21 protein-coding genes are annotated in these 22,672 nt (G+C 50.1%); 16 read left to right on the top strand and 5 right to left on the bottom strand.

What is annotated here, in order from left to right:
* From BUA56_RS12355 to ilvA, 9 genes are all read left to right on the top strand, one after another.
* Window positions 1-795, top strand: coding sequence for an ABC transporter permease (locus tag BUA56_RS12355; protein WP_072852157.1), 795 nt, complete (start codon window positions 1-3; stop codon window positions 793-795).
* Entirely contained in the window at window positions 792-1,625 is an 834-nt protein-coding gene (locus BUA56_RS12350) for an ABC transporter ATP-binding protein (RefSeq protein ID WP_072852155.1), read from the top strand. Before BUA56_RS12355 ends, BUA56_RS12350 begins: the two co-directional genes overlap by 4 nt.
* 153 nt (window positions 1,626-1,778) lie before the next feature.
* On the top strand, window positions 1,779-2,516 hold the full coding sequence (locus BUA56_RS12345; RefSeq protein WP_072852153.1) for a hypothetical protein: 738 nt from the start codon (window positions 1,779-1,781) through the stop codon (window positions 2,514-2,516).
* Window positions 2,517-2,592: 76 nt separating this feature from the next.
* Window positions 2,593-3,612, top strand: coding sequence for a phosphate acyltransferase PlsX (gene plsX / locus BUA56_RS12340; RefSeq protein WP_072852151.1), 1,020 nt, complete (start codon window positions 2,593-2,595; stop codon window positions 3,610-3,612).
* Between the two features lie 16 nt (window positions 3,613-3,628).
* Window positions 3,629-3,859 (top strand): acyl carrier protein, encoded by a 231-nt coding sequence (acpP, locus tag BUA56_RS12335; protein ID WP_072852149.1) that lies wholly within the window; start codon window positions 3,629-3,631, stop codon window positions 3,857-3,859.
* 89 nt (window positions 3,860-3,948) lie between these two features.
* A complete protein-coding gene (gene rnc, locus BUA56_RS12330; RefSeq protein WP_072852147.1) occupies window positions 3,949-4,638 on the top strand; it encodes a ribonuclease III in 690 nt (229 codons plus the stop codon).
* 11 nt (window positions 4,639-4,649) lie between these two features.
* Complete coding sequence (gene smc, locus BUA56_RS12325) at window positions 4,650-8,219, top strand: chromosome segregation protein SMC (protein ID WP_072852145.1); 3,570 nt, start codon at window positions 4,650-4,652, stop codon at window positions 8,217-8,219.
* Window positions 8,220-8,230: 11 nt separating this feature from the next.
* Window positions 8,231-9,178: a signal recognition particle-docking protein FtsY gene (gene ftsY / locus BUA56_RS12320; protein ID WP_072852142.1), complete on the top strand. Its 948-nt coding sequence runs from the start codon at window positions 8,231-8,233 to the stop codon at window positions 9,176-9,178.
* A gap of 4 nt (window positions 9,179-9,182) precedes the next feature.
* Entirely contained in the window at window positions 9,183-10,394 is a 1,212-nt protein-coding gene (gene ilvA / locus BUA56_RS12315; RefSeq protein ID WP_072852140.1) for a threonine ammonia-lyase, read from the top strand.
* 108 nt (window positions 10,395-10,502) lie between these two features.
* Here ilvA and BUA56_RS12310 read toward each other — a convergent pair whose 3' ends face one another.
* The 4 genes from BUA56_RS12310 to BUA56_RS12295 form a co-directional block, all read right to left on the bottom strand.
* Window positions 10,503-11,060, bottom strand: coding sequence for a hypothetical protein (locus BUA56_RS12310; RefSeq protein WP_072852138.1), 558 nt, complete (start codon window positions 11,058-11,060; stop codon window positions 10,503-10,505).
* A 102-nt stretch (window positions 11,061-11,162) separates the two neighbouring features.
* Entirely contained in the window at window positions 11,163-11,897 is a 735-nt protein-coding gene (locus BUA56_RS12305; RefSeq protein ID WP_072852136.1) for an ABC transporter permease, read from the bottom strand.
* Window position 11,898: 1 nt separating this feature from the next.
* Window positions 11,899-12,648 carry an ABC transporter permease gene (locus BUA56_RS12300; protein ID WP_072852134.1) on the bottom strand — a complete coding sequence of 250 codons (750 nt, stop codon included), beginning with the start codon at window positions 12,646-12,648 and terminating at the stop codon, window positions 11,899-11,901.
* Window positions 12,648-13,562: an ABC transporter ATP-binding protein gene (locus BUA56_RS12295; protein ID WP_072852132.1), complete on the bottom strand. Its 915-nt coding sequence runs from the start codon at window positions 13,560-13,562 to the stop codon at window positions 12,648-12,650. The genes BUA56_RS12300 and BUA56_RS12295 overlap by 1 nt, the downstream gene beginning before the upstream one ends.
* Before the next feature lie 167 nt (window positions 13,563-13,729).
* On the opposite strand from BUA56_RS12295, the gene BUA56_RS12290 reads away from it, so the two are divergent.
* From BUA56_RS12290 to BUA56_RS12280, 3 genes are all read left to right on the top strand, one after another.
* Window positions 13,730-14,434, top strand: a complete 705-nt coding sequence (locus tag BUA56_RS12290) for a response regulator transcription factor (protein WP_072852130.1) — start codon at window positions 13,730-13,732, stop codon at window positions 14,432-14,434.
* On the top strand, window positions 14,431-15,795 hold the full coding sequence (locus BUA56_RS12285; protein ID WP_072852129.1) for a sensor histidine kinase: 1,365 nt from the start codon (window positions 14,431-14,433) through the stop codon (window positions 15,793-15,795). The genes BUA56_RS12290 and BUA56_RS12285 overlap by 4 nt, the downstream gene beginning before the upstream one ends.
* 163 nt (window positions 15,796-15,958) lie before the next feature.
* Window positions 15,959-16,972: a DUF7309 domain-containing protein gene (locus tag BUA56_RS12280; RefSeq protein ID WP_072852260.1), complete on the top strand. Its 1,014-nt coding sequence runs from the start codon at window positions 15,959-15,961 to the stop codon at window positions 16,970-16,972.
* A gap of 67 nt (window positions 16,973-17,039) precedes the next feature.
* Here the strand turns inward: BUA56_RS12280 and BUA56_RS12275 are convergent, their stop codons facing one another.
* A complete protein-coding gene (locus BUA56_RS12275) occupies window positions 17,040-18,149 on the bottom strand; it encodes a DUF362 domain-containing protein (RefSeq protein WP_072852127.1) in 1,110 nt (369 codons plus the stop codon).
* A gap of 191 nt (window positions 18,150-18,340) precedes the next feature.
* On the opposite strand from BUA56_RS12275, the gene larC reads away from it, so the two are divergent.
* Genes larC through BUA56_RS12255 form a run of 4 tightly spaced genes read left to right on the top strand, consistent with a single transcriptional unit; the run spans window position 18,341 to window position 22,624 of the window.
* On the top strand, window positions 18,341-19,678 hold the full coding sequence (gene larC, locus BUA56_RS12270; RefSeq protein ID WP_072852125.1) for a nickel pincer cofactor biosynthesis protein LarC: 1,338 nt from the start codon (window positions 18,341-18,343) through the stop codon (window positions 19,676-19,678).
* Window positions 19,675-20,475, top strand: coding sequence for an ATP-dependent sacrificial sulfur transferase LarE (gene larE / locus BUA56_RS12265; RefSeq protein WP_072852123.1), 801 nt, complete (start codon window positions 19,675-19,677; stop codon window positions 20,473-20,475). Before larC ends, larE begins: the two co-directional genes overlap by 4 nt.
* Entirely contained in the window at window positions 20,468-21,211 is a 744-nt protein-coding gene (locus tag BUA56_RS12260; protein ID WP_341443424.1) for a response regulator transcription factor, read from the top strand. Before larE ends, BUA56_RS12260 begins: the two co-directional genes overlap by 8 nt.
* The gene (locus BUA56_RS12255) at window positions 21,212-22,624 is read left to right on the top strand and encodes a sensor histidine kinase (protein ID WP_072852121.1); all 1,413 of its coding nucleotides are present in this window, start codon (window positions 21,212-21,214) and stop codon (window positions 22,622-22,624) included.
* Window positions 22,625-22,672: the final 48 nt, after the last annotated feature.

Genomic DNA, 22,672 nt, shown 5'->3' with positions numbered 1-22,672 from the left:
ATGATTAAAGTTAAAATCCGAAAACCAATATCAAGGAAAAAATACCTTCTTCTGGCAGCAGCGGCTTTTCTGACAGTTTTTTTGGTCTGGTCTGCGGTCAGCAGCGCGGGGATGGTAAAGGAAATTTTCCTTCCCAGGCCATCCAGTGTGCTGAGGTACTATCTCACTGCTGTTTCCGACGGCACTCTCTGGGAGAATACAAAGATCAGCATTATCCGCATCAGCCTGGGATTTCTGATGGCTGTTGTCCTTGGAATTCCCGTGGGTATTCTTGTGGGAACCTTTGCAAAGACAGAGGCAGCCGTACGCCCGCTTTGTGAATTCATCCGCTATATGCCGGTTCCGGCTTTTGTACCCCTGATTATGGTATGGATTGGGATAGGGGAGAGCGCTAAAGTTGCGGTAATCTTTATCGGTACCTTTTTCCAGCTGGTTTTGATGGTAGCGGACGACGCCTTATCCGTTCCGGGGGATCTCATTAATGCCGGGTATACTCTGGGAGCAGATACCAAACAGGCTGTTTTCAGAATTCTTATCCCGGCTATGATGCCAAGACTAATGGAAACCCTGCGTATGATGATCGGATGGGCCTGGACATATCTGGTCAGTGCGGAGCTGGTAGCTGCGGATACCGGCCTGGGCTATACCATACTGAAATCACAGCGTTTTCTTAAGACAGATGCTATCTTTGGAGGAATTCTGCTGATTGGGCTTCTGGGACTGGTTACAGACCGCATCTTTGCACTTCTGAATAAGAAACTGTTTCCCTGGGCAAAAGGAGGTAGGCAGGTATGAGATGGTTTAAGAAAAAAGAAAAAGAGCTTCCGCCCCGGGAGCGGCATATCGAGGCCAATCTGGCCAATAGTACCGTGTATGTGAAAGGGCTGTACAAAGAATATCCCGGCAAGAAGGGAGCCGTAACTGCCATGAAGGATGTGGAAATCAATGTACTGGAAAATGATTTTGTCTGCATCGTGGGTCCCTCGGGATGCGGAAAATCAACACTGTTACGGATGGTCGCCGGTCTTGAGGAAGCCTCCGGGGGCAGGATTGTAATTGAGGATAATGATATTATAGGACCCGGAGAGGATCGGGGGATGGTGTTCCAGTCCTACACCTTATTCCCATGGATGACTGTGGAAGAGAATATTAAGTTCGGGCTGAAGCTGAAAAAGATGCCGGAGGGGGAGCAGGAAAAAATCGCGGATAAATATCTGAAAACCATTAAACTGGAAAAGTTCCGCAATCGTTATCCAGGGGAACTGTCCGGAGGCATGAAGCAGCGTGTGGCCATAGCCCGGGCGCTGGCCAACAGCCCCCGGGTGCTGCTCATGGATGAGCCGTTTTCCGCCCTGGACCCTCAGACAAAGGCAGATATGCAGCTTTTAATGCGGCAGATCTGGCAGGAGGAGAAGCCAACGGTGCTCTTTGTAACCCATGACATTGAGGAGGCTGTATTTCTCTCTAATAAAATCTACGTTCTCACCAGCAGGCCGGGAAGGGTTAAGAGAGAAGTACCGGTCCTTCTTCCTTATCACCGGGAGCTGGAACTGAAGGATACAGAGGCATTTATCCGGTTGAGAAAGGAAGTAAACGGGTATATAGAACATGAAAAGTTTGCATAGTATTACTGTGTGCAGGAAAGAAGCCTTATAATGTCAGGGGCTTCTTTTTTTCCCCTGTACAGTTGACAAATTGTTCGAGAATGAGTACACTTGTGGAGAAATAAATTTATCACGGGAGATTCTCCCCTCACTATGAGAAAAGGAGGAATTATAATGCACCAATTAAAAAAGGGGTTACTGGGCATTCTCTTTGGATGCTGCGTACTGTCTCTGACAGCCTGTAGTCCGCAGAAATATATTGACAAAATACTGGGCACAGAGAAGGCAGACGAGGAGGAATCCGTGCAGGAGGAAGTGATTCAGGAGGAACCGGAGGTTCCTGTGGCAAAGCCTGAATTCACCGCCAACTTAAGCGGAAGCATGACCTACGGCCTGCACCAGGGAGCAACGCCCCTGAAGGTAGAAGCCTCTGTCAGCGATTCAGGAACGCTGACCTACCAGTGGTACCGGAATATGACCAATACCAATGGGGGCGGAACCATAATCGAGGGTGCCACGGACGATACGTATACCCCTCCCACAGATCAGCCGGGGACCTACTATTATTATGTAGTAGCCACCAACACGGTTCAGAATTCTACGGAGGGAACCACCAGTGAGACCGCGGAAGTCATTGTAAATGATGAAGAGGGCGATGTAGTGAACGCGGAAGCCGGTCAGTGGAAGCAGGATGACAAGGGCTGGTGGTTTGAAAATGCTGACGGAAGCTTTATAAAGAGCCAGTGGAAAGAGATTCAGGGCAAATGGTACGCATTTGATGAGAACGGCTATATCAGAACCGGCTGGTTCCAGGACGGCGACAGCTGGTATTATCTGAACGAAGATGGGTCTATGGCTGCAGATAAAGATGTGGAAGGCTATCATCTGGGCAGCGACGGAAAGATGGAATAAAGAAAAATAACGGAAATGTTGCATTTTCCTTCGATGTTTAGTAATATTGTGGGTAGGTATTATTAGGAGGAAACACATGGACGAGTTAGTAAAAGTGGCAGTGGACGTCATGGGCGGAGACAATGCCCCGGCGGAGGCTGTAAAAGGTGCCATAGAAGCAGTGAATGAAAAAGAGAATCTGCAGGTACTCCTGGTAGGACAGGCACCGCTGATTGAGAAAGAACTGGCGGGCTGCACCTACCCAAAGGAAAGAGTAACTATTATACCGGCAGCAGAGGTGATTGAGACCGGGGAACCTCCGGTAACAGCCATCAGAGGGAAGAAAGATTCTTCCATTGTAGTGGGGATGAAGATGGTCAAAAACCAGGAGGCCGATGCCTTTGTGTCCGCGGGAAGCACAGGAGCTGTGCTGGTCGGCGGGCAGGTTCTGGTAGGGAGAATCAAAGGCGTGGAACGCCCCCCTTTAGCACCGCTGATTCCCACCAGAGACGGTGTCTCTCTTCTGATCGACTGCGGGGCCAACGTAGACGCGCGGCCGTCCCATCTGGTGCAGTTTGCCCGTATGGGGTCCATCTATATGGAACATGTCGTAGGCATCAGGAATCCCCGGGTAGCGATAGTCAATATCGGTGCGGAGGAGGAGAAGGGCAACGCTCTGGTGAAGGAAACCTTTCCCCTGCTGAAAGCGTGCAGCGATATTAATTTTGTGGGGAATATTGAGGCCAGGGACATTCCCAACGGGGATGCCGATGTTATTGTCTGCGAGGCATTTGTGGGAAATGTTATACTGAAATTATACGAAGGCGTGGGCAATACCCTTATATCCAAGATAAAAGGGGCGATGGTATCCAGCGTCAGAGGCAAGCTGGGGGCACTTCTGGTGAAGCCTTCTCTGAAAAAGGTGCTGAAAAGCTTTGATGCCAGCCAGTACGGCGGCGCGCCGCTTCTGGGTCTGAAAGGACTGGTGGTAAAGTGCCACGGGAGTTCCAAAGCGGCAGAATTCAAGAATTCTATTATCCAATGTATTCAATTTAAAAACCAGGAGATCAACGGCAAAATCAAAGACCATATTTCTGGTAATGTAGAAGAAAATTAAGGGAGGATTACATGACATGGAATTGGAAAAGTTACAAAAGATTATTGCAGAGGTATTAAATGTTGATACGGAGGAGATTACACCGGAAACTACATTTGTAGATGATTTAGGGGCAGATTCCCTTGACATTTTCCAGATTATTATGGGGATTGAAGAGGAATTCGATATTGAAATCCCAACGGAGGAGGCTGAGCAGATTGTCTCAGTGGGCGATGCCGTTGAGCAGATTAAAAAAGCAATCGGATAATGCTTAGAGGAACAGGGCTGTTGCACTATCTTGGTGCAGCAGCTTTTCTGATAAAGGATATCTGAAGAACAGAAAAAAGGAGAGAATTTATGGGACGTTACGACGGACTGCTGGAGCTGGAGCGTATCATCGGATACACATTTCAGGACATGGAGCTTCTGAACCAGGCGCTGATACACAGCTCCTTTACCAATGAACACAGAATGGATAAGCTTTATAACAATGAACGCCTGGAATTTTTGGGCGATGCGGTGCTGGAGGTGGTTACCAGCGAATTTTTATATCTGAATTACCCGGACCAGCCGGAGGGGGAACTGACGAAAAAGCGCGCAAGTCTGGTATGTGAGCCCACCCTTGCTTTTTGCGGCCGGGAGCTGACTTTGGGCAGGTACCTCAGATTGGGAAAGGGTGAAGATGCCACAGGAGGAAGAACGCGGGACTCCATTATCTCAGACGCTGTGGAGGCTGTCATTGGAGCTATCTATTTGGATGGTGGTTTTGCTAATGCAAAAGAGTTTATTCTGACCCACGTGCTGAATGACGTGGAGCACAAACAGCTCTTTTATGATAGCAAGACTACCCTGCAGGAAATTGTCCAGGGGGAATACACATCAGAAGTAGTATATGTACTGACAAAGGAAGAAGGCCCGGATCACAATAAGACCTTCACCGTGGAGGCGCAGCTGGAAGGAAGAGTCATCGGGCACGGACAGGGAAGGACGAAAAAGGCCGCAGAACAACAGGCTGCCTATAATGCCATCCGCTTACTAAAAAAATAGGCAGGTGAAGTATGTATCTTAAAAGTATCGATGTGCAGGGATTCAAGTCCTTTGCCAACAAAATAACCTTTGAATTCCACAACGGCATCACCGGTATTGTGGGTCCCAACGGCAGCGGAAAGAGCAATGTGGCCGATGCGGTGCGCTGGGTTCTGGGGGAGCAGAGCGCCAAGCAGCTTCGCGGAGGGAACATGCAGGACGTTATCTTTTCCGGAACAGAGACCAGGAAGCCTCTGGGCTTTGCCTATGTGGCCATTACCCTGGACAACTCTGACCATCAGCTTCCCATCGACTATGAGGAGGTGACGGTGGCCAGGCGTCTGTACCGATCCGGTGAGAGCGAATACCTTTTAAACGGGACATCCTGCAGGCTGAAAGATGTGAATGAGCTTTTTTACGATACCGGTATCGGAAAGGAAGGCTATTCCATCATCGGCCAGGGACAGATTGATAAAATCTTAAGCGGAAAACCCGAGGAGCGCAGGGAACTCTTCGATGAGGCCGCCGGAATCGTCAAGTTCAAGAGACGTAAGGCTACTGCTCTGAAAAAGCTGGAGGAGGAGCAGCAGAATCTGACCCGTGTCAATGATATTTTATCTGAGCTGTCCAGGCAGCTGGGGCCGCTGGAGCGGCAGTCAGAGACAGCCAGGATCTACCTGAAGAAAAAAGAAGAGCTGAAACAGCTGGATATTAATATGTTTCTTCTGGAGATGGAGCACAGTAAGAGCCAGCTGCAGGAGATAGAAGAGAAATACAAAATTGCCAGGGACGACCTTGTAGAGACCCAGGAGGCGTTTGCTGCCACAAAAGCTGAGTACGAGAAGGCAGAGGCTGAGCTGGAGCAGCTGGATCTCAGGATTGAGAAGGCCAGGGAAGAGGCCGGACAGAAAGCCCTTAGGAAGCAGCAGCTGGAAGGAGAGATTAATGTTCTCCGGGAGCAGATCAATACGGCCAGGATGAATGACGAGCATTTCCGGAACCGCGCCCTGGAGATCAAAAGTGAGATTGAAAAGAAAAAAGAAGATATCACCGCGCTTGAAGGGCAGAAGGCAGAGCTGAAACAAGAGAACGCAGCGGTAAGCGCCGGACAGACAGAGAAGCAGAAGGCATACGACAGCCTGACCGGTGATATCACAGAGCTTCTGGAGAAGATAGAGGAGGCAAAAAGTGAGATTATTGAACTGCTGAATCAGAAATCTTCCATAAAGGGAAAACTGCAGCGCTTTGAGGCTATGCGGGAACAGATTTCTATCCGCAGGGCAGAGCTGAATAAGCAGATCCTAATCTTAAAGAGTCAGGAAAACGAGCAGGAACAGATTCAGAAGGAACAGGAGGAAGAACTTGCCCGCCTGGGAAAAGAGATACAGAAGTATACAAAGGAAAGCCAAAATACGGAAGCAGAGATTCAGAAGCTCCAGGCTCTGATCGCCAAGGGCAGCAAGGAGATGGAGATCGGACAGACCGCCTATCACAGAGAGGCTTCCAGACTGGAATCCCTGAGAAATCTTACAGAACGGTATGACGGCTACGGCAACAGTATCCGCAGGGTGATGGAGCAGAAAAAGAATCAGCCTGGGATCAAAGGCGTGGTGGCGGATCTCATTAAGGTAGACAAGAGATACGAAACTGCCATAGAAACTGCCCTGGGAGGAAGCATTCAGAATATTGTAGCGGACAATGAAAATACGGCCAAGACAATGATTTCCTTCCTGAAAAAGAACCGGTACGGAAGGGCAACCTTTCTTCCGCTGACCAGTATGGCTCAGAATAAAAAGGCTATGGTGAACCAGGAGGCCCGAAAGGAGCCGGGAGTGATCGGCGTGGCCAGCGAACTTGTGCGGGCAGAGCCGGAATACCAGGGGATGATCCATCATCTTCTGGGGCGGACACTGGTGGTTGACCATATGGACCACGGAATCGCCATCTCCAAAAAGTATCATTATTCCATCCGGATGGTAACTGTGGAAGGAGATCTCCTGAGTCCGGGCGGATCCCTCACCGGAGGCGCGTTTAAGAACAGCAGCAACCTTTTGGGGAGAAGAAGAGAGATTGAAGAACTGGAGGCCGGCGTAAAGGCATTAAAGGCCGATATGGTTCAGATGCAGAAAGCACTGGAGGATTACAGAAACAGCAGAAATACCCTCCGGGATCATCTGGGCAGCCTGGGGGAGAAGCTTCAGGAACTGTATCTGGCAGAAAATACTGCCCGGATGAACATGACCTCCGCAGAGGAACGGTATGCGGGGATCCGGGAACGATATACCAGACTGGGCCAGGAGGCCAAAGAGATCGAGACGCAGATGTCTGAGATTGCGGACAGCAGCGGTTCCATTCAGGGAGAGATCGATGCATTTGATCTGAGAGAGGCGGAACAGAACCGGATCATTGAGGAAACCCAGAAGCTTCTGGAGGAAAAACGGGAGGCAGAAGCCCTTCTTTCCAGGGAGCTGGAGAAGATTCACCTGGAAGCTGCCAATTTGTCCTCGAAAAAGGGCTTCCTGGTGCAGAATCTGAACCGTATCACAGAGGAAATAGACAATCTGGAGCAGCAGCTGGCGGATATGGATGTGAATCTGGAGGAGGGATCCAAGGATATTGCCAAAAAGGAGAGAGATATCTCTGAGATTCAGAAAACCATAGAGGCAGCCCGGCAGACAGAAGAAGACGATGAGCGGCAGATGAAGGAATATCTGGCCAAAAAGGAAGAGATGAATCGTTCCCACAAGTCTTTCTTTCAGAAACGGGATGAGCTCTCAGGCCGCATGAATCTTCTGGACAAGGAGTGCTTCCGCCTGAACGGCCAGAAGGAAAAGCTGGAAGAGTTCCAGGAAAATCAGATCAACTACATGTGGGAAGAGTATGAAATTACGCTGGGACAGGCCTTGGAGAACCGGCCCGAAGAGCTGGGAGAGCGGGGGGCAATCAAGAAGAACATCGCCGGAATTAAGGAGGAGATCCGCAGGCTGGGAGATGTGAATGTAAACGCCATTGAAGACTATAAAAATCTTCTGGAGCGCCATACCTTCCTCGCTGCCCAGCATGAAGACCTGGTAAAGGCAGAGGAAACACTTCTGGGAATTATTGAGGAGCTGGACAGCGGAATGCGGAAACAATTTACCGAGAAATTCGCCCGGATACAGGTGGAATTCGACAAAGCATTCAAAGAACTGTTCGGGGGCGGCAAGGGAACCCTGGAACTGATGGAAGAGGAGGAAGGCGATGTACTGGAAGCAGGGATACGGATTATCTCTCAGCCGCCCGGAAAGAAGCTTCAGAATATGATGCAGCTATCCGGAGGGGAAAAGGCCCTCACCGCTATTGCACTGCTTTTTGCCATCCAGAATCTAAAGCCTTCTCCCTTCTGCCTTCTCGACGAGATCGAGGCTGCTCTGGATGATTCCAACGTAACGAGATATGCACAATATTTACATAAGTTGACAAAGAATACACAATTTATTATTATAACACATAGAAGAGGTACTATGACGGCTGCGGACCGTCTCTATGGTATCACCATGCAGGAGAAAGGAATCTCCACGCTGGTGTCTGTCAACTTAATAGAAAATGATTTAGACAAGTAGGAGGAGAAAGAATGTCAGAGGAAAAGGAAAAGCGCGGCTTTTTTCGCAGACTGGTGGAAGGCTTATCCAAGACCAGAGACAATATTGTATCCGGCATAGACTCCATTTTCAGTGGTTTTTCCAGCATTGATGATGATTTCTATGAGGAGATCGAAGAGATACTGGTTATGGGCGATATTGGAATTAATACCACGAATGCGATTATACAGAACCTGAAGGAACAGGTGGCAGAGAAAAAGATCAAGGAGCCCTCAGAGTGCAAACAGCTCCTGATAGACAGCATTAAAGCGCAGATGGATGTGGGGGAGACTGCCTACGAATTCGAAAACCAGAAGTCTGTCGTACTGGTGATCGGCGTCAACGGGGTGGGGAAAACCACTTCTGTGGGAAAGTTGGCCGGGAAGCTGAAGGATCAGGGAAAAAAAGTAATCCTGGCAGCCGCAGATACCTTCCGTGCGGCGGCTACGGAGCAGCTGAGCCAGTGGGCGAACCGTGCGGGGGTTGAGATTATCACCGGCCAGAACGGGGCGGACCCGGCAGCTGTTGTCTATGATGCAATTGCGGCTGCAAAGGCAAGAAATGCAGATGTTCTTCTGTGTGATACGGCAGGAAGACTCCATAACAAGAAAAATCTTATGGCTGAGCTGAAAAAGATTTACCGTATCATCGAAAGAGAGTATGCGGACGCCCATCTGGAGACGCTGGTTGTGTTAGACGGAACCACAGGGCAGAACGCCCTGGTGCAGGCCAGACAGTTTAAGGAAGTGGCGGATATTACAGGAATTATTCTTACTAAGCTGGACGGCACCGCAAAGGGCGGAATTGCTGTGGCAATTCAGGCTGAGCTTGATATCCCGGTGAAGTATATAGGTGTGGGAGAGAGCATCGACGATCTGCAGAAATTTAATGCAGATGAATTTGTAAATGCATTATTTGATATTAAACAGGAAGAAGGATAAGGATATGTTAACATTAGACAGGTTCGAAGAAGCATCGGAAGTTGTAAAACAGGTAACCCAGGAGACAAAATTAGTCTACAGCGATTACTTCAGCAGACAGACAGGAAACAAGGTATACCTGAAGCCGGAGAATATGCAGCTTACAGGGGCCTACAAGCTCAGGGGAGCCTATTACAAAATCAGCACCCTGTCTGAGGAGGAGAGAGAAAAGGGATTGATCACCGCGTCCGCGGGGAATCACGCCCAGGGGGTAGCTTATGCCGCCAAGGCCTTTGGCGCCAAGGCAGTCATTGTTATGCCCACCACCACGCCTCTCATTAAAGTGGAGCGCACCAAAAGCTACGGGGCCGAGGTTGTGCTTTCCGGAGATGTGTATGATGAGGCCTGTGCCAAAGCGTATGAGCTGGCAGAGGAACATGGGTATACCTTTATTCATCCCTTTGACGATCCGGCGGTTGCCACCGGACAGGGAACCATTGCCATGGAAATTGTAAAGGAGCTTCCGCTGGTAGACTATATACTGGTGCCCATCGGGGGAGGGGGCCTGGCAACTGGAGTGTCCACTCTGGCAAAGCTTCTGAATCCAAATATAAAGGTGATCGGCGTGGAGCCTGCAGGAGCTAACTGTATGCAGGCATCTCTGGAAAAAGGGGAAGTGGTAACTCTTCCCAATGTGAATACCATCGCAGACGGCACCGCGGTAAAAACCCCGGGAGAGGTGATTTTCCCCTATATCCAGCAGAATCTGGACGATATCATTACCGTAGAGGACGATGAGCTCATCGTTGCCTTCCTGGACATGGTGGAAAACCACAAAATGATCGTTGAAAATTCAGGCCTGCTGACCGTAGCAGCTTTAAAGCATCTTCCTGTGAAAAAGAAAAAGATAGTATCTATCTTAAGCGGGGGCAATATGGACGTGATTACCATGTCGTCTGTGGTACAGCACGGTTTGATCCAGAGAGACCGTATCTTTACCGTATCTGTTCTTCTTCCGGATAAGCCCGGGGAACTGGTCCGGGTGGCAAGTGTCATTGCCGGAGAGCGGGGAAATGTCATCAAGCTGGATCACAACCAGTTTGTAAGCACGAACAGAAGCGCGGCAGTGGAGCTGAAGATTACCCTGGAGGCATTTGGAACAGAGCATAAAAAGCAGATTGTAACCGCACTGGAAAAGGAAGGCTACCGGCCGAAGCTTATCCGTGCGAATCTGTAACATGTGATTCATGAGATGAGAATGAAAAAGAGAAGGCAAAGCAACGGACGGTTACTTTGCCTTCTCTTTTTCTATTAAAAACCCTATGTCCATCTGTCTTTTGGCCTGTTAAGCAGGATAACGTTCCTCTTTAGCACTTTCCAGAGCAGCTACCCTCTGTTCCAGGTTGTCCAGGAGATCGGTATGGCGGTTGGTTGTGATTTTGTAAAGCACCACATCATTTTCTGTCTCCAGAATTTGGTAAAGTTTTTTGTTCAGCTCTATGTGATTCTCAGCTATAATGGAAATATTGCGGTTTGTCACGGTTTCCAGTGTAGAGCTCATAGCCCGCTGCCTGGTATCCAGTGTTTCGATGTCCTGTTTCATAGAACGGATATCCTTCTGCACAGTTTCCAGTGAATGCTCTACGGAATCTAAGCGCCTTTCCAAGGAATCCATACGGTTTTCCAAGGAATCCATACGGTTTTCCAAGGAATCCATACGGTTTTCCAAGGAATCCATGCGCTTTTCCATGGAACCCATACGGTTTTCCAAGGAATCCATACGGTTTTCCAAGGAATCCATGCGCTTTACCAAGGAATCTATACTGTTTTCCAAGGAACCCATACGCCGTTCTAAGGATTTCAGGATCTGCAGCATTTCCTGTAAGATAGTTTGATCTTCCATGTATCTTCTCCTTTCTGAATTTCCCCCTATAGAAAGAGTAACACAGAAGAACGGGAAAGTAAATCGGACAAAGTACCAAAAAAAATAGTCGGCCTAGTCACTCTATTCTGACTTTACATCCCGAATTCTCATCCAGAGGATTCCCAGGAAACAGAAGAGAGCAGAGAATCCCAGACATGCGGCAATGAGAACAGGGGCGGGATAAGGCAGGTCACCCTTTGGATTGTTGGCATTCATTCCCAGGGCCATAAGGGAAAAGGGGGACAAAAGGCCAAACCCTTTTAGATACAGACCCATTCCTGCAAGTCCCCCGGCAAAAGCAATGGCTACCGGGACCGCAAAGCTTCTGAAAATCAGAGAACAGAGCAGCTGGAAGGAGGCGATTGCCATTCCGGACAGAATACCCAGAAGCGCCCACAGAAGAACTTTTCTCCAGGGAAAAGGCACTGTGAGGCCCAGGAAGTTTCCTGCTATAAAATAGAGCAGCACCAGGAACATCTGTGTGATGAAAATCAGGCCTCCTGCAGTGATCCATTTCCCCAGAAAGAGGGAAGATCTTCTCACCGGAAGCGTCATCAGCAGATTCCAGTTGTGGTTCAGATGCTCCAGACGGAAGAGGTAGGCGCAGTAGAGCCCAATAAGTGCCGGAAAGAAAAAGTAGCAGTAAAATAAAGTGACCTGGGTCCAAAGACTATACCACTGATTGGTAAGTATACCGGTGTTCCCGGCATAATTGGCACTCCCCAGAAAAGCCGGGATCAGCGGAATGCCAAGGACTGCCAGCCAGATGCAGGAGCGTTTTAATTTGCAGCGTTCGGTTTTTAAGATTCGGTTCATGTCAGACCTCCTTCTTTCTCAGCAGAATGCGCCCTGCGGGATAAAGAATCACAAGGAGAATGACTGCCGGGATCCAATCCTTCCAGGGGATAGGGATAAAAGCATAGTGAGCAGTTACTGCCTCCAAATCATAAGAGACAGCCACAGAGGAAAGACGGGAATAATAGCCCCAGGGAATCAAAAGTCCCAGACTTTTCGGAAAAAGGTTGCTTAAAAACCCGATAAATGCGCCCAAAAGTCCTGCGGTCAGGGAGATTAGCTGGTTGGCATACATCATAGAGAGAATCTGGTAAATGAGATAAATAATCAGATTCACCCCGGAACAAACCAATAAGGCGTAGGCCAGCTGTCTGCCGGGCACAGGTCCGTAAAAACCCTGGAATTTTCCTGCGGCAGCAATCACCAGAGTCTGGAGAAATCCGCAGAGAAACATCCACAGATAGCCGTACAGAAGCTTGCCGTGAAAGATTCCAGAAGAGGGAGTCAGGGTTTTTAGAAGCTTCAGAGTCTGGCCTTTATGCTCCATGTCCCAGACTCTGGAAGCGGTTACAGCGGCCAGAACAGGCATGGTCAGACAGTTCAGCATCTGCGTGCCGATGATGACAAAGGCCCAGCCGTCTCTCAAATCCTTCCCGTCCATCCGGCCTGTAGTCCATAAGGTCCACAATAGCTGGAATCCCAGAATGAGAAGCGGCATCACCCAGATCTTCCTGCGGCGGCATTTGCGGGCTTCCAGTGTGAATGTGTTCATCAGAGACTCACCGCCTTTCCGGTTAATTCCAGGAAGATATCCTCCAGACTTTTGCAGTCTTCTTCGATGCGGTAGATCCCCACGTGTTCCGCAGTTAAAAGCTGCACATAGGAAGCTACCTCTTCGTCTTCTGCATAGGGAAGGGCGATCCTGTCTTCTGACTCCTGAAAGGCAATCCCGTTGGTCCGCAGGATATTAGCGGCGCGGCTGTTGTCCAGTGTGCCCAGCAGGAGACGGCGGCTGCTTCTGGCATGAAGACTTTCCAGGCTGTTTTGAAATACGAGTTCCCCCTTATGAATGATGCCTACCGTACTGGCCAATTGGTCAATCTCCGTGAGCAGATGGCTGGATACTACTACTGTCATCTGGTAACGGGAGGGAAGGGAGAGGATGAGCTCCCGCATCTCCTGGATACCCGCAGGGTCCAGGCCATTGGTGGGTTCATCCAGAATCAGAAGCCGGGGATGGGACAGAAGGGCGCTTGCCAGTCCCAGGCGCTGCTTCATGCCCAGGGAGTAATGGCTCACTTTTTTGTCCTTTTGCTGTGTCAGGCGTACCGTTTGGAGCACCTCCTTTACATTAGCGTCCGGCACCTGACGGATGGTCTGTATCAGGCGCAGATTCTCCTCCCCTGTGAGGTGCCCGTAGTAGCTGGGGGATTCGATCAGACTTCCTATATTTTTCAGTATGGACAGACGGCTGCGGGAATTGACTTCTTTTCCGAAGACTGTGATGGTGCCGCGGGTGGGGATGGCAAGTCCCAGAATCAGCTTTAGTGTGGTGGATTTGCCTGCACCGTTGGGGCCCAGAAAGCCGTAGACAGAGCCCTCCGGCACTGCCAGATCCAGGTCCTTTACAGTCATAACCGTTCCGTATTTTTTACACAGTCCGTTGGTTTTAATCATATATGGCATATTGCAGACTCCTTTCTTATATCTCTGAATCAAAGAATACCAGATCCCGCTTACGGGAAGCTGAAGACTGCCTTACATTTACCTTACATTTTGCCGGACGGGCAGTTTTTTCTGCTGTTCTGGGGTATAATGTAGAAAAAATAATGCAAATGCTGTGAGGGTAGTATATGGAATCGATTTATGAGTGCAAGATTTTGATTGTGGATGACGAGCGGGGGATTCTGGAGATGACAGAAAAGATTCTCCGGCAGGAAGGATATTATAAAATATATAAGGCCGGCTGCTGCCGGGAGGCCAGGGAGGCCTTCTGGCAGGTGAAGCCGGACGGGGTCATTCTGGATGTGATGCTGCCGGATGGAGACGGGTTTCAGGTGATGCGTGATTTCCGTATGGAGTCCCAGGTGCCGGTGCTTTTTTTATCGGCCAGGGACGAGGATGAGAATCGTCTGCTGGGGCTAGGACTGGGGGCGGATGATTATATTACTAAACCGTTTTTGCCCAGGGAACTTTTGCTGAGACTGGGGGCTGTTCTGAAAAGGGTTTATTTTCCGGTGATGGAACGGGAGGGAAGGCTTCCGGTATTCCCGGTGGGGGAACGCAGCGTTGATTTGAATAAAGGCACCGTGGATTTTGGGGATGTCAGTCTGACTCTGACTGCCAAGGAGTATGCGCTTCTAAAGAAGCTCTATGAGAATAGAGGAAATATTGTTACTATAGACAGCCTCTGCCAGGCGGCCTGGGGGGAGGACAGCTATGGGTTTGAGAATACACTGATGGTGCATATGAGAAGGCTGCGGGAAAAAGTGGAGGAGAATCCCTCCGCGCCGGCACATCTTCTTACAGTGCGGGGATTGGGGTATAAACTGGTATGAAAAGTCTAATAAAGATTCAGATGCGCTACGGGGTAATGGCAGCCGGGATTGCATTGCTGCTGGTACTGTTAAATATTACTTTTTTTCTGGGATATATGCTGCGGTACGGGGAGCGTGGAATTACACACTCCTATTACAAAATGGGAGAGATTACGGACAGCCTTGCTAAAAAAGGGAACGGGTATTATATGCCGGAGGAATCTATGGCAACCGTTGAAAAAGAGTTTGTCTGGGCAATGCTGCTGGACGAGGCGGGAAATATAGTGTGGAGCTGGGAGCTGCCGGAGGAACTGAGGAAGAAATATTCTATTCAGGATGTGGCAGTATTTTCTAAATGGTATCTTAAGGACTATCCGGTAAAAACATATGTCCATCCGGACGGGATTGCTGTCTACGGGGAGGCGAAGGGAAGTACCTGGAAAACCAGGCTTGAGCTTCCGGAACGGGTGATCGCCTATTTTCCGCAGGGGGTCCTGGGGCTGTTTCTGGCAAATATCATTCTGGCTTTGGGGCTGGCCGTGCTGCTGGGATACCGTTTGTTCCGGTCCCTGCGTCCTCTGGCTGAGGGGATAGAACGAATGGAAGAAAAAGAACCCACAAATCTGGAGGAGACAGGGCCGCTAGAGGAACTGGCAGCCAGAATCAACAGAACCTCCCGGGAGCTTGCCAGACAGCATGCTGTCCTGGAGAAAAAAGACACGGCCAGAACCACATGGATTGCCGGGGTATCTCATGACATCCGCACACCCCTGTCTCTGGTTCTGGGGTATGCCAGCCAGCTGGAGGAAAGCCCCCATCTGACAGAAGAGGAGCACCGGCAGGCCGGGGTGATCCGCGCCCAGAGCCTGAAGATCAGGCAGCTGGTGAACGATCTGAATCTGGCCTCTAAACTGGAGTACGAAATGCAGCCTCTGTCAGTGGAGAACATACGTATGGCAGAGCTTTTGCGGAAAATTGCCGCAGATTTTATGAACCAGAGCAAGGACAGGGAGCTGGAGATCCTCGTGGAGATCCCTGAGGAAGCCCAGAATCTAAAGGTGCAGGGAGACAGAAAGCTATTAGAGCGGGCCGTGGGAAATGTGATTCAGAACAGTATCCGGCACAATGGAAAGAACGGAGTGTGCAGGGTAGAGGTGCAGTTAAAAGACATGGAGCAACAGTGCCAGATTGTGATCACAGACAACGGGCCGGGGTTCCCGGAAGAAATATTGCGCCGCCAGGGAGATCAGCAGATGGAGGTAGGGAACAGCCATGGGCTGGGGCTGAAAATCGTCCAGCAGATAGCCAGGGCACATGGAGGAGAGATGGTGCTGGCGAACAGAGATCAGGGCGGGAGAGTGACAATAGAGATCAGCAGATAGTGAAAAAGGGACAGGGCAGGGGGCAAAGTGGGACGTGTACTTTCTAGAAAGTACACGTCCCACTTTGCCCCCTGCCCTGTCCCTTTTAATACTTGTTGCTATTCCTGTGAATAACGATTACAATGGAAAAAAGACAAATTTTAAAGAAGCAGGAGAGTTTATTATGAGAAAAGAAGCATCCCTTGATCTATGGCAGCAGTTATATGATGTTACCCAGAATCTGAGAGCCCTGGAACCATGGAATTATTTTTGGGACTCAGATATAGTTGCGATTGAGCTTGCGGAGGGGGAGGAACCTGTTTTCTGCAGTATTATGGGCAGAGGGGGTGTCTGCTGCGGAATCAGTGTCTATGAAGGATTTAGAGGGTTAGAGGATTTTGATATGCTGGCAACTTCTGACAAAGATGGATTCTCCCCGGAATATGCTATGAGTGATCAGAACTGTCTTACTTGTTACTTTGGGGACCGCGAGGAAGTGTCCAGGGAACAGAAGGAGATTATTAAAAACCTGGGACTGAAATTCAGAGGCAGAGGTAACTGGATTTACTTTGAGTCTTTCAAAAAACGGTATTCGCCGTACCTCCCGGATGAAAGAGAAGTAAAGGTTTTGGTGGAGACGTTTGAAAATTTGTTCATGTCGGTCCGTGCAGTGAGGGAGGATCGGATACATATTAACTGGGACAACGGAGAGATAATGTACAGACGCTATAACAAGGAGAGGGAAGAATGGAATACATTTGCGGTTCCCCGTCCAATAACAAAGCGGAAATATCCGGAATATAAGCTTTCAGATGAGATTCAGAAAGCACGGCTCAGAAAAAAGCCCAAAATCAACTGTGAGCTTTCTATGGATTTTGTATATATGAATGCCGCTATACGTGACGAAGCATATGACAGACCGGTGAATACTCTGCTGCTTGTGATTATGGATGAGATTTCAGATTATATAATTCATATGGAGCTGATAAAACCTGAAGAGGATCTGGCGGAAAAAGCACTGCAGTTTTTCTGCGCATTCACAGATCAGAACGGACGGGCAAAGGCTGTAAGGTACAGAAATCCATGGATAGCTGCGGCGTTAAAGGAAACCTGCCGATACTGTGGAATTAAACTGACAAAATCTTCCCTGCGTACAATGGACAAGATGCTCCAAATGATGAGGGAACAGATGCGGTGAGCCAGCAGACCTGAAAGGAGGGGAGAAGAGCACGCTAACAGCTCTTCTCCCCTCCCAATATATACCCTTATTTTACTTCCACTAACTCATATTCCTTCTGTCCAATACCCAGCTTCACCGCATGGTCAATGGCGGCTTTCCAGTCTGTCTCCGGGAAAATGGTGCCGAAGTGATCATGCCCTTCATGGTCACACTCTGCCAGATATGTATTTGCCAGCACCGGCTGTGCGTTTACGGCATCGGCACAGGCTACATCCAGAGCCACCGGATCAAAGGAAGCAAACATTCCTACATCCGGCACGATGGCCGCATCGTTTTCGCCGTGACAATCACAGTAAGGAGAAACGTTCATCACAAGGCTGATGTGAAAGTTCGGGCGTCCGTTAATGGCAGCCTTCGTGTACTCCGCGATTTTCCGGTTGAGAATATCGTAGGACTCGTCCGTTGCCGCCTTTACCGCATCTTTTGGACAGGCACCGATACAGCGGCCGCAGCCCACACATTTGTTGTGATCGATGGATGCCTTTTTTTCTGCTACTGTGATGGCGTCATGGGCACACATTTTGGTACACATCTTACAGCCAACACAGAGTTCCTGAGCCACATGGGGTTTGCCTGCACTGTGCATTTCCATCTTGCCGGCCCGGGAGCCGCAGCCCATTCCCATATTCTTAAGGGCGCCCCCGAATCCAGTGGCCTCGTGTCCCTTAAAGTGTGTCAGGGAAATAAATACGTCCGCATCCATAATGGCCCGTCCAATCTTGGCCTCTTTTACATATTCCCCGCCTTCCACAGGAACCAGGACATCGTCTGTCCCCTTCAGACCGTCAGCGATTATCACATGACATCCTGTAGAAAAAGGAGAAAATCCATTCAGATATGCGCTGGAAATATGATCCAGTGCGTTCTTGCGCCCGCCTATGTAGAGGGTGTTGCAGTCCGTAAGAAAGGGCTTTCCGCCAAGCTCTTTGATAACATCAGCCACCGTCTTCGCATAATTCGGGCGGAGGAAGGCCAGATTTCCCGGCTCTCCGAAGTGCATCTTGATCGCGGTATACTTGTCTTCGAAATCAATATCCCCGATTCCCGCTGTCTTAATCAGCCGCTCCAGTTTCTGAAGAAGGTTATCCCCGATACGAGTCCGGAGATTGGTATAATACACTTTTGACATTTCCATAAAAACCTCCTAATATATTAGATTGCGATATTTCGCAAATGCTATTGTATAAATTGTATCATTAATGATAAGATAGTACAAGAATAAAAAGGGACAGGGCAGGTGCAAAAAGGGGACGTGTTCTTTCCAGAAAGAACACGTCCCCTTTTTGCACCTGCCCTGTCCCCAACATACAAAGGAGAGAATATTCTATGAGCAAATTTGACAAGTTACTATACCTGGAATGCTATTCCGGCATCAGCGGTGATATGACGGTAGGCGCACTCCTGGATCTGGGGGCCAGTGAGGAGGTCCTCCGGCGGGAATTGGCAAAGCTTCCGGTAACAGGATACGATCTCAGAGTGGGAAGAACAAAAAAGTGCGGCATTGACGCCTGTGATTTTGACGTGATTCTCCGGGATGAACCATCCCATGGGGAACATCCCCACGGTCATCACCATCACGGGGAACACATCCACGGAGAATCCCATATGCACACCCACGAACATACTCATGAAGATCACCATGCCCATGAGCACCGTACCTACGGCGATATCAGCAGGATGCTCCGGGAAAGCAGTCTGGAAGAACCGGTTCTTGAGACGGCCAAAAAGATTTTCCATGTGGTAGCAGAGGCGGAAGCCAAGGTTCACCGTATGCCTTTGGAGGAGGTTCACTTCCATGAGGTGGGGGCTGTCGACTCTATTGTCGATATTGTGGCTGCCGCAGTGTGCCTTCACGATCTGGGAATCTCCCGGGTGGCGGTCTCTGTGCTCCATGAAGGTACGGGAACCATCTGGTGCCAGCACGGACGAATTCCGGTCCCGGCTCCCGCGGTTCTGGAAATGATGGCAAGATACGGGCTGCCGGTAAAGATAACCGAGAATGAAGGTGAGATGATCACCCCCACCGGTGCTGCCATTGCGGCGGCTCTGCGCACGGAGACTGCACTGCCGGAGCGGTTTGTGGTGAAAAAAATCGGTATGGGGGCGGGAAAAAAGGAGTTTGCCCAGGCTAATATATTACGGGCTATGATTCTGGAAACCAAAGAGTTCTCCGGTCAAAAAGGAGCAAAAGAAGGCAGGAAAGAAGACCCACCCAAGGAGAGTGTCTGGGTGCTGGAGACCAATGTGGATGACTGTACCGGGGAACAGCTGGGCTATACCATAGAACAGCTGATGGACGCAGGCGCTCTGGATGCGGGCTGCTTTCCCGTAGGAATGAAAAAGAACCGCCCCGCCTATATGCTGCAGGTAATCTGCCGGGAGGACCAGAGAGAATCCCTGGAAAACCTCATTTTCAAGGAAACCACCAGCATCGGACTGCGCCGGTATCAGGAAAGCCGCAGAGTACTAGAGAGAGAGTTCGCGGACGCAGACACCCCATGGGGAACCGCAAAAGTAAAGGTATGCAGCCATCACGGTGAGCGCTACTATTATCCGGAATACTCCAGCGTAAAAGAAATCAGCAAAAAAGCAGGGATTTCCTTACAGGCAGCCTATCATGAGATACAAAAGGCGGCAGAACCAGGGGAAAGGACAGAAGGATGAAAGAGAAGAGACAACGGCTCACAGAGCTTGCAGACACTTATGCAAAAGAAGATATCTGCATTGCGTTTTCCGGGGGCATAGACAGCAGCCTGCTTCTCTGCCTGGCTGCGGAATGTGCGGCAAAGTACGGGACAAAAGTTCACGCAGTCACCTTTGACACCGTTCTGCACCCGCGATGCGACGTGGAGATTGCCAAACGTGTGGCAGAAGAGACAGGCGCCATCCACCACATCATAGAAGTCAACGAACTGGACAACCCGGAGATTCTGGATAATCCCAAAAACAGGTGTTACCTGTGCAAAAAGGCACTGTTTGGGCACCTCCTGGATTACGCCCGGGAAAACGGTATCTCCTGCGTACTGGAAGGAACCAACCACGATGACCTGTCTTCGTACCGTCCCGGCCTTCAGGCCATCCGGGAGCTGGGCATCCAAAGCCCCCTGGCCCAGGCTGGTCTCACAAAGGAAGAGATCCGTCAGTGGGCGGAAGAGATGGGAATCTCTGTGGCGAGGCGCCCTTCTACCCCCTGCCTGGCTACCCGCCTGCCCTACGGCGCCAGAATCGAGGCAGGCGTCCTGCGGCAGATTGAGAAGGGAGAGGCATATCTCCGGAACAAAGGCTATGCCAATGTGCGCATCCGTGTCCACGGGACCATAGCCAGAATAGAGATTGACAGGGAAGATTTCCTGCGGTTTATGGGGGAAGCCCGGGAGACGGCAGAACATATCAAACAGCTGGGATTTTCTTACGTGACCCTGGATCTGGAAGGCTTCCGATCCGGCAGCATGGATGAATAACAGGGAAAATGGGGAAAAAGGAAGGGTGATGGACATGAATGACAGCAGGATCCTTTTAATAGATGACGAAAAGGATGTGCTGGACCTGATAGAAGAAGTACTTCGAAAGGACGGCTTTTGGGAGATACAAAAAGCGTATACCGGGGAGGAAGCCCTGCGTCTCTGCCGGGAATTCCGCCCGGATGCCGCAGTGCTGGACGTGATGCTTCCGGACACCGACGGCATCGAATTATGCAGAAAAATACGGGAATTTTCTATCTGCTCCATTCTGTTTCTCTCCTCCAGAAATGAAGATATAGACAAGATTTTGGGACTTTCCGCCGGGGGAGATGATTATATTACCAAGCCCTTCAGTCCCAGAGAACTGGTCTTTCGGATCAAAGCACAGCTGCGCCGCCAGCAGTACCAGACAGCCGTCCAGGGGTCTGCCCTTTTAAAAGCCGGCCCTCTTACCCTTGACAGGGAGAGCTGCCGCGCCTATAAAAACGGGGAAGAGATGAACCTGACCGGACGGGAATATCTTCTTCTCCTGTGTCTGATGGAGAATGCGGATCGTATTATCAGCAAAGAGCGCCTCTACGAGCAGGTCTGGGGAGAATACAGCAGCATCTGCGATAATACAATTATGGTTCACATCCGTCATTTGCGGGAAAAGCTGGAAGATACCCCCTCCGATCCCCGGCAGCTTGTCACAGTCAAAGGCCTTGGCTACAAATTAAAGAAAAGGACTGAGTAAATGAGAAAATCCGGCTACCGCACCACGTTCCATATCTATCTGATATTCCTTGCCGCCCTGCTGGTGACAGCTGCGGCGGCAATCGGTCTCTCCTGCTCCCTGATTACCCTGCAGAAACCAGGGGGAGGGGCTGTAAGAAGTGACTGGCCGGCCGCCTTTGGGGAAGCATTTAAGGAACAGGTCATCCCCGAAGGGGAGGGGTTCCGTGTGACGTCATCCGGCCTGGAGCTGCTCCAAAAGAATCAGATTGGGCTGCAGATCCTGGATGCCGGGGGAAAGGAGTCAGCAAGCTTCCGAAAGCCCGCAAAGGCACAGGAAGCTTACACCCAGGCAGAGCTTCTGCAGATTGACAGAGCCGGAGCTCTGGAACAGTCTGACACAGCTGTCTATGTGGGAACCGCGGGAAGCGGGGAGAAAACCTGCATGTACCTCCTGCATTTTCCCTTAAAAGTAGAAAAAATCACCATGTATGTAAATAAAGACAGATTCTCCGGGGGAAAAGTCATGATTCTGGCCTCCGCGGGAATACTCTTCGCCGCAGTCCTCGTGGCCGGCCTTCTGTACGGGCTTAAGACTGCCGGCTCCATGAGGCATCTGGCCGGATGCATCCGTGATATCTCAGATCGCCGCTACCATCCCGTTCAGAAGCGGGGGACATACCGGGATCTGTATGAGAGCCTGAATGCCATGTACGGGGAGCTTCTGGAAAGCGACCGCCTCCGGGAGGAGACCGCGGACAGGCAGAGGGCATGGATCGCCGGCATCACCCACGATTTGAAAACCCCTCTGTCCCCCATTCGGGGCTATGCAGAGATGTTAGCAGAGGAAGGAGAAAAGGCAGGGAAAGACTGCAGGCGCTATGCAAAAGTAATGCTTCAAAATGTGGACCGTATGGAAAGCCTGATGGATGACCTGAAAGTCATCTATCAGCTGGAAAGCGGGATCCTGCCCATGGATTTTAGGGAACAGAACCTGGTGCGGTTTCTGAGAGAACTGGTCATCTGCCTGCTCAACGATCCCAAATACCAGGACCGGACGATTCATTTTGTGAGCACAGAAGAAGAACTGCCCGTTTCCTTTGACCAAAAGCTTCTGGAACGGGCCGTTTTGAACCTCATGGTAAATGCTTTCGTACACGGGGATCCGGAAACGGAACTGACCCTCAAGGTATCTGCCGGGGAGGATAGCCTTGAGATTGCAGTGTCTGACAATGGCAGGGGAATGACAGACGAGGAGGCCGCCAGAGTGTTTGACCGGTACGTCCGGGGCAGGGATAGAGATCAAAGCCCAGAAGGCACAGGTCTGGGTCTGGCCATCGCAAAAGAGATTGCGGAACTTCACAGGGGAACCATTGAGGCGTTCGGCATTCCGGGTACAGGAACCACCTTTCTCATCCGTCTTCCCTTTTCTTAAGGTTAATTAAGGTTATCTGAAGCTCAGTTTAAGGCTGACAGTTTATCA

The sequence above is a fragment of the Lactonifactor longoviformis DSM 17459 genome (genome assembly GCF_900129135.1).
In the GTDB taxonomy this organism is placed as follows: Bacteria; Bacillota; Clostridia; order Lachnospirales; family Lachnospiraceae; genus Lactonifactor; species Lactonifactor longoviformis.
Note: the sequence above shows the minus strand (reverse complement) of the source record. Positions and strands in the feature narration are given on the sequence as shown.

Coding starts and splice junctions, on each gene's coding strand:
- BUA56_RS12290 (WP_072852130.1), top strand. CDS start 13,730: ATGGAATCGATTTATGAGTGCAAGATTTTGATTGTGGATGACGAGCGG.
- larE (WP_072852123.1), top strand. CDS start 19,675: ATGAAAGAGAAGAGACAACGGCTCACAGAGCTTGCAGACACTTATGCA.
- BUA56_RS12295 (WP_072852132.1), bottom strand. CDS start 13,562: ATGCCATATATGATTAAAACCAACGGACTGTGTAAAAAATACGGAACG.
- BUA56_RS12275 (WP_072852127.1), bottom strand. CDS start 18,149: ATGGAAATGTCAAAAGTGTATTATACCAATCTCCGGACTCGTATCGGG.
- BUA56_RS12305 (WP_072852136.1), bottom strand. CDS start 11,897: ATGAACCGAATCTTAAAAACCGAACGCTGCAAATTAAAACGCTCCTGC.
- BUA56_RS12310 (WP_072852138.1), bottom strand. CDS start 11,060: ATGGAAGATCAAACTATCTTACAGGAAATGCTGCAGATCCTGAAATCC.
- BUA56_RS12280 (WP_072852260.1), top strand. CDS start 15,959: ATGAGAAAAGAAGCATCCCTTGATCTATGGCAGCAGTTATATGATGTT.
- ftsY (WP_072852142.1), top strand. CDS start 8,231: ATGTCAGAGGAAAAGGAAAAGCGCGGCTTTTTTCGCAGACTGGTGGAA.
- ilvA (WP_072852140.1), top strand. CDS start 9,183: ATGTTAACATTAGACAGGTTCGAAGAAGCATCGGAAGTTGTAAAACAG.
- acpP (WP_072852149.1), top strand. CDS start 3,629: ATGGAATTGGAAAAGTTACAAAAGATTATTGCAGAGGTATTAAATGTT.
- BUA56_RS12355 (WP_072852157.1), top strand. CDS start 1: ATGATTAAAGTTAAAATCCGAAAACCAATATCAAGGAAAAAATACCTT.
- BUA56_RS12350 (WP_072852155.1), top strand. CDS start 792: ATGAGATGGTTTAAGAAAAAAGAAAAAGAGCTTCCGCCCCGGGAGCGG.
- BUA56_RS12345 (WP_072852153.1), top strand. CDS start 1,779: ATGCACCAATTAAAAAAGGGGTTACTGGGCATTCTCTTTGGATGCTGC.
- rnc (WP_072852147.1), top strand. CDS start 3,949: ATGGGACGTTACGACGGACTGCTGGAGCTGGAGCGTATCATCGGATAC.
- BUA56_RS12300 (WP_072852134.1), bottom strand. CDS start 12,648: ATGAACACATTCACACTGGAAGCCCGCAAATGCCGCCGCAGGAAGATC.
- plsX (WP_072852151.1), top strand. CDS start 2,593: ATGGACGAGTTAGTAAAAGTGGCAGTGGACGTCATGGGCGGAGACAAT.
- BUA56_RS12260 (WP_341443424.1), top strand. CDS start 20,468: ATGAATAACAGGGAAAATGGGGAAAAAGGAAGGGTGATGGACATGAAT.
- smc (WP_072852145.1), top strand. CDS start 4,650: ATGTATCTTAAAAGTATCGATGTGCAGGGATTCAAGTCCTTTGCCAAC.
- BUA56_RS12285 (WP_072852129.1), top strand. CDS start 14,431: ATGAAAAGTCTAATAAAGATTCAGATGCGCTACGGGGTAATGGCAGCC.
- BUA56_RS12255 (WP_072852121.1), top strand. CDS start 21,212: ATGAGAAAATCCGGCTACCGCACCACGTTCCATATCTATCTGATATTC.
- larC (WP_072852125.1), top strand. CDS start 18,341: ATGAGCAAATTTGACAAGTTACTATACCTGGAATGCTATTCCGGCATC.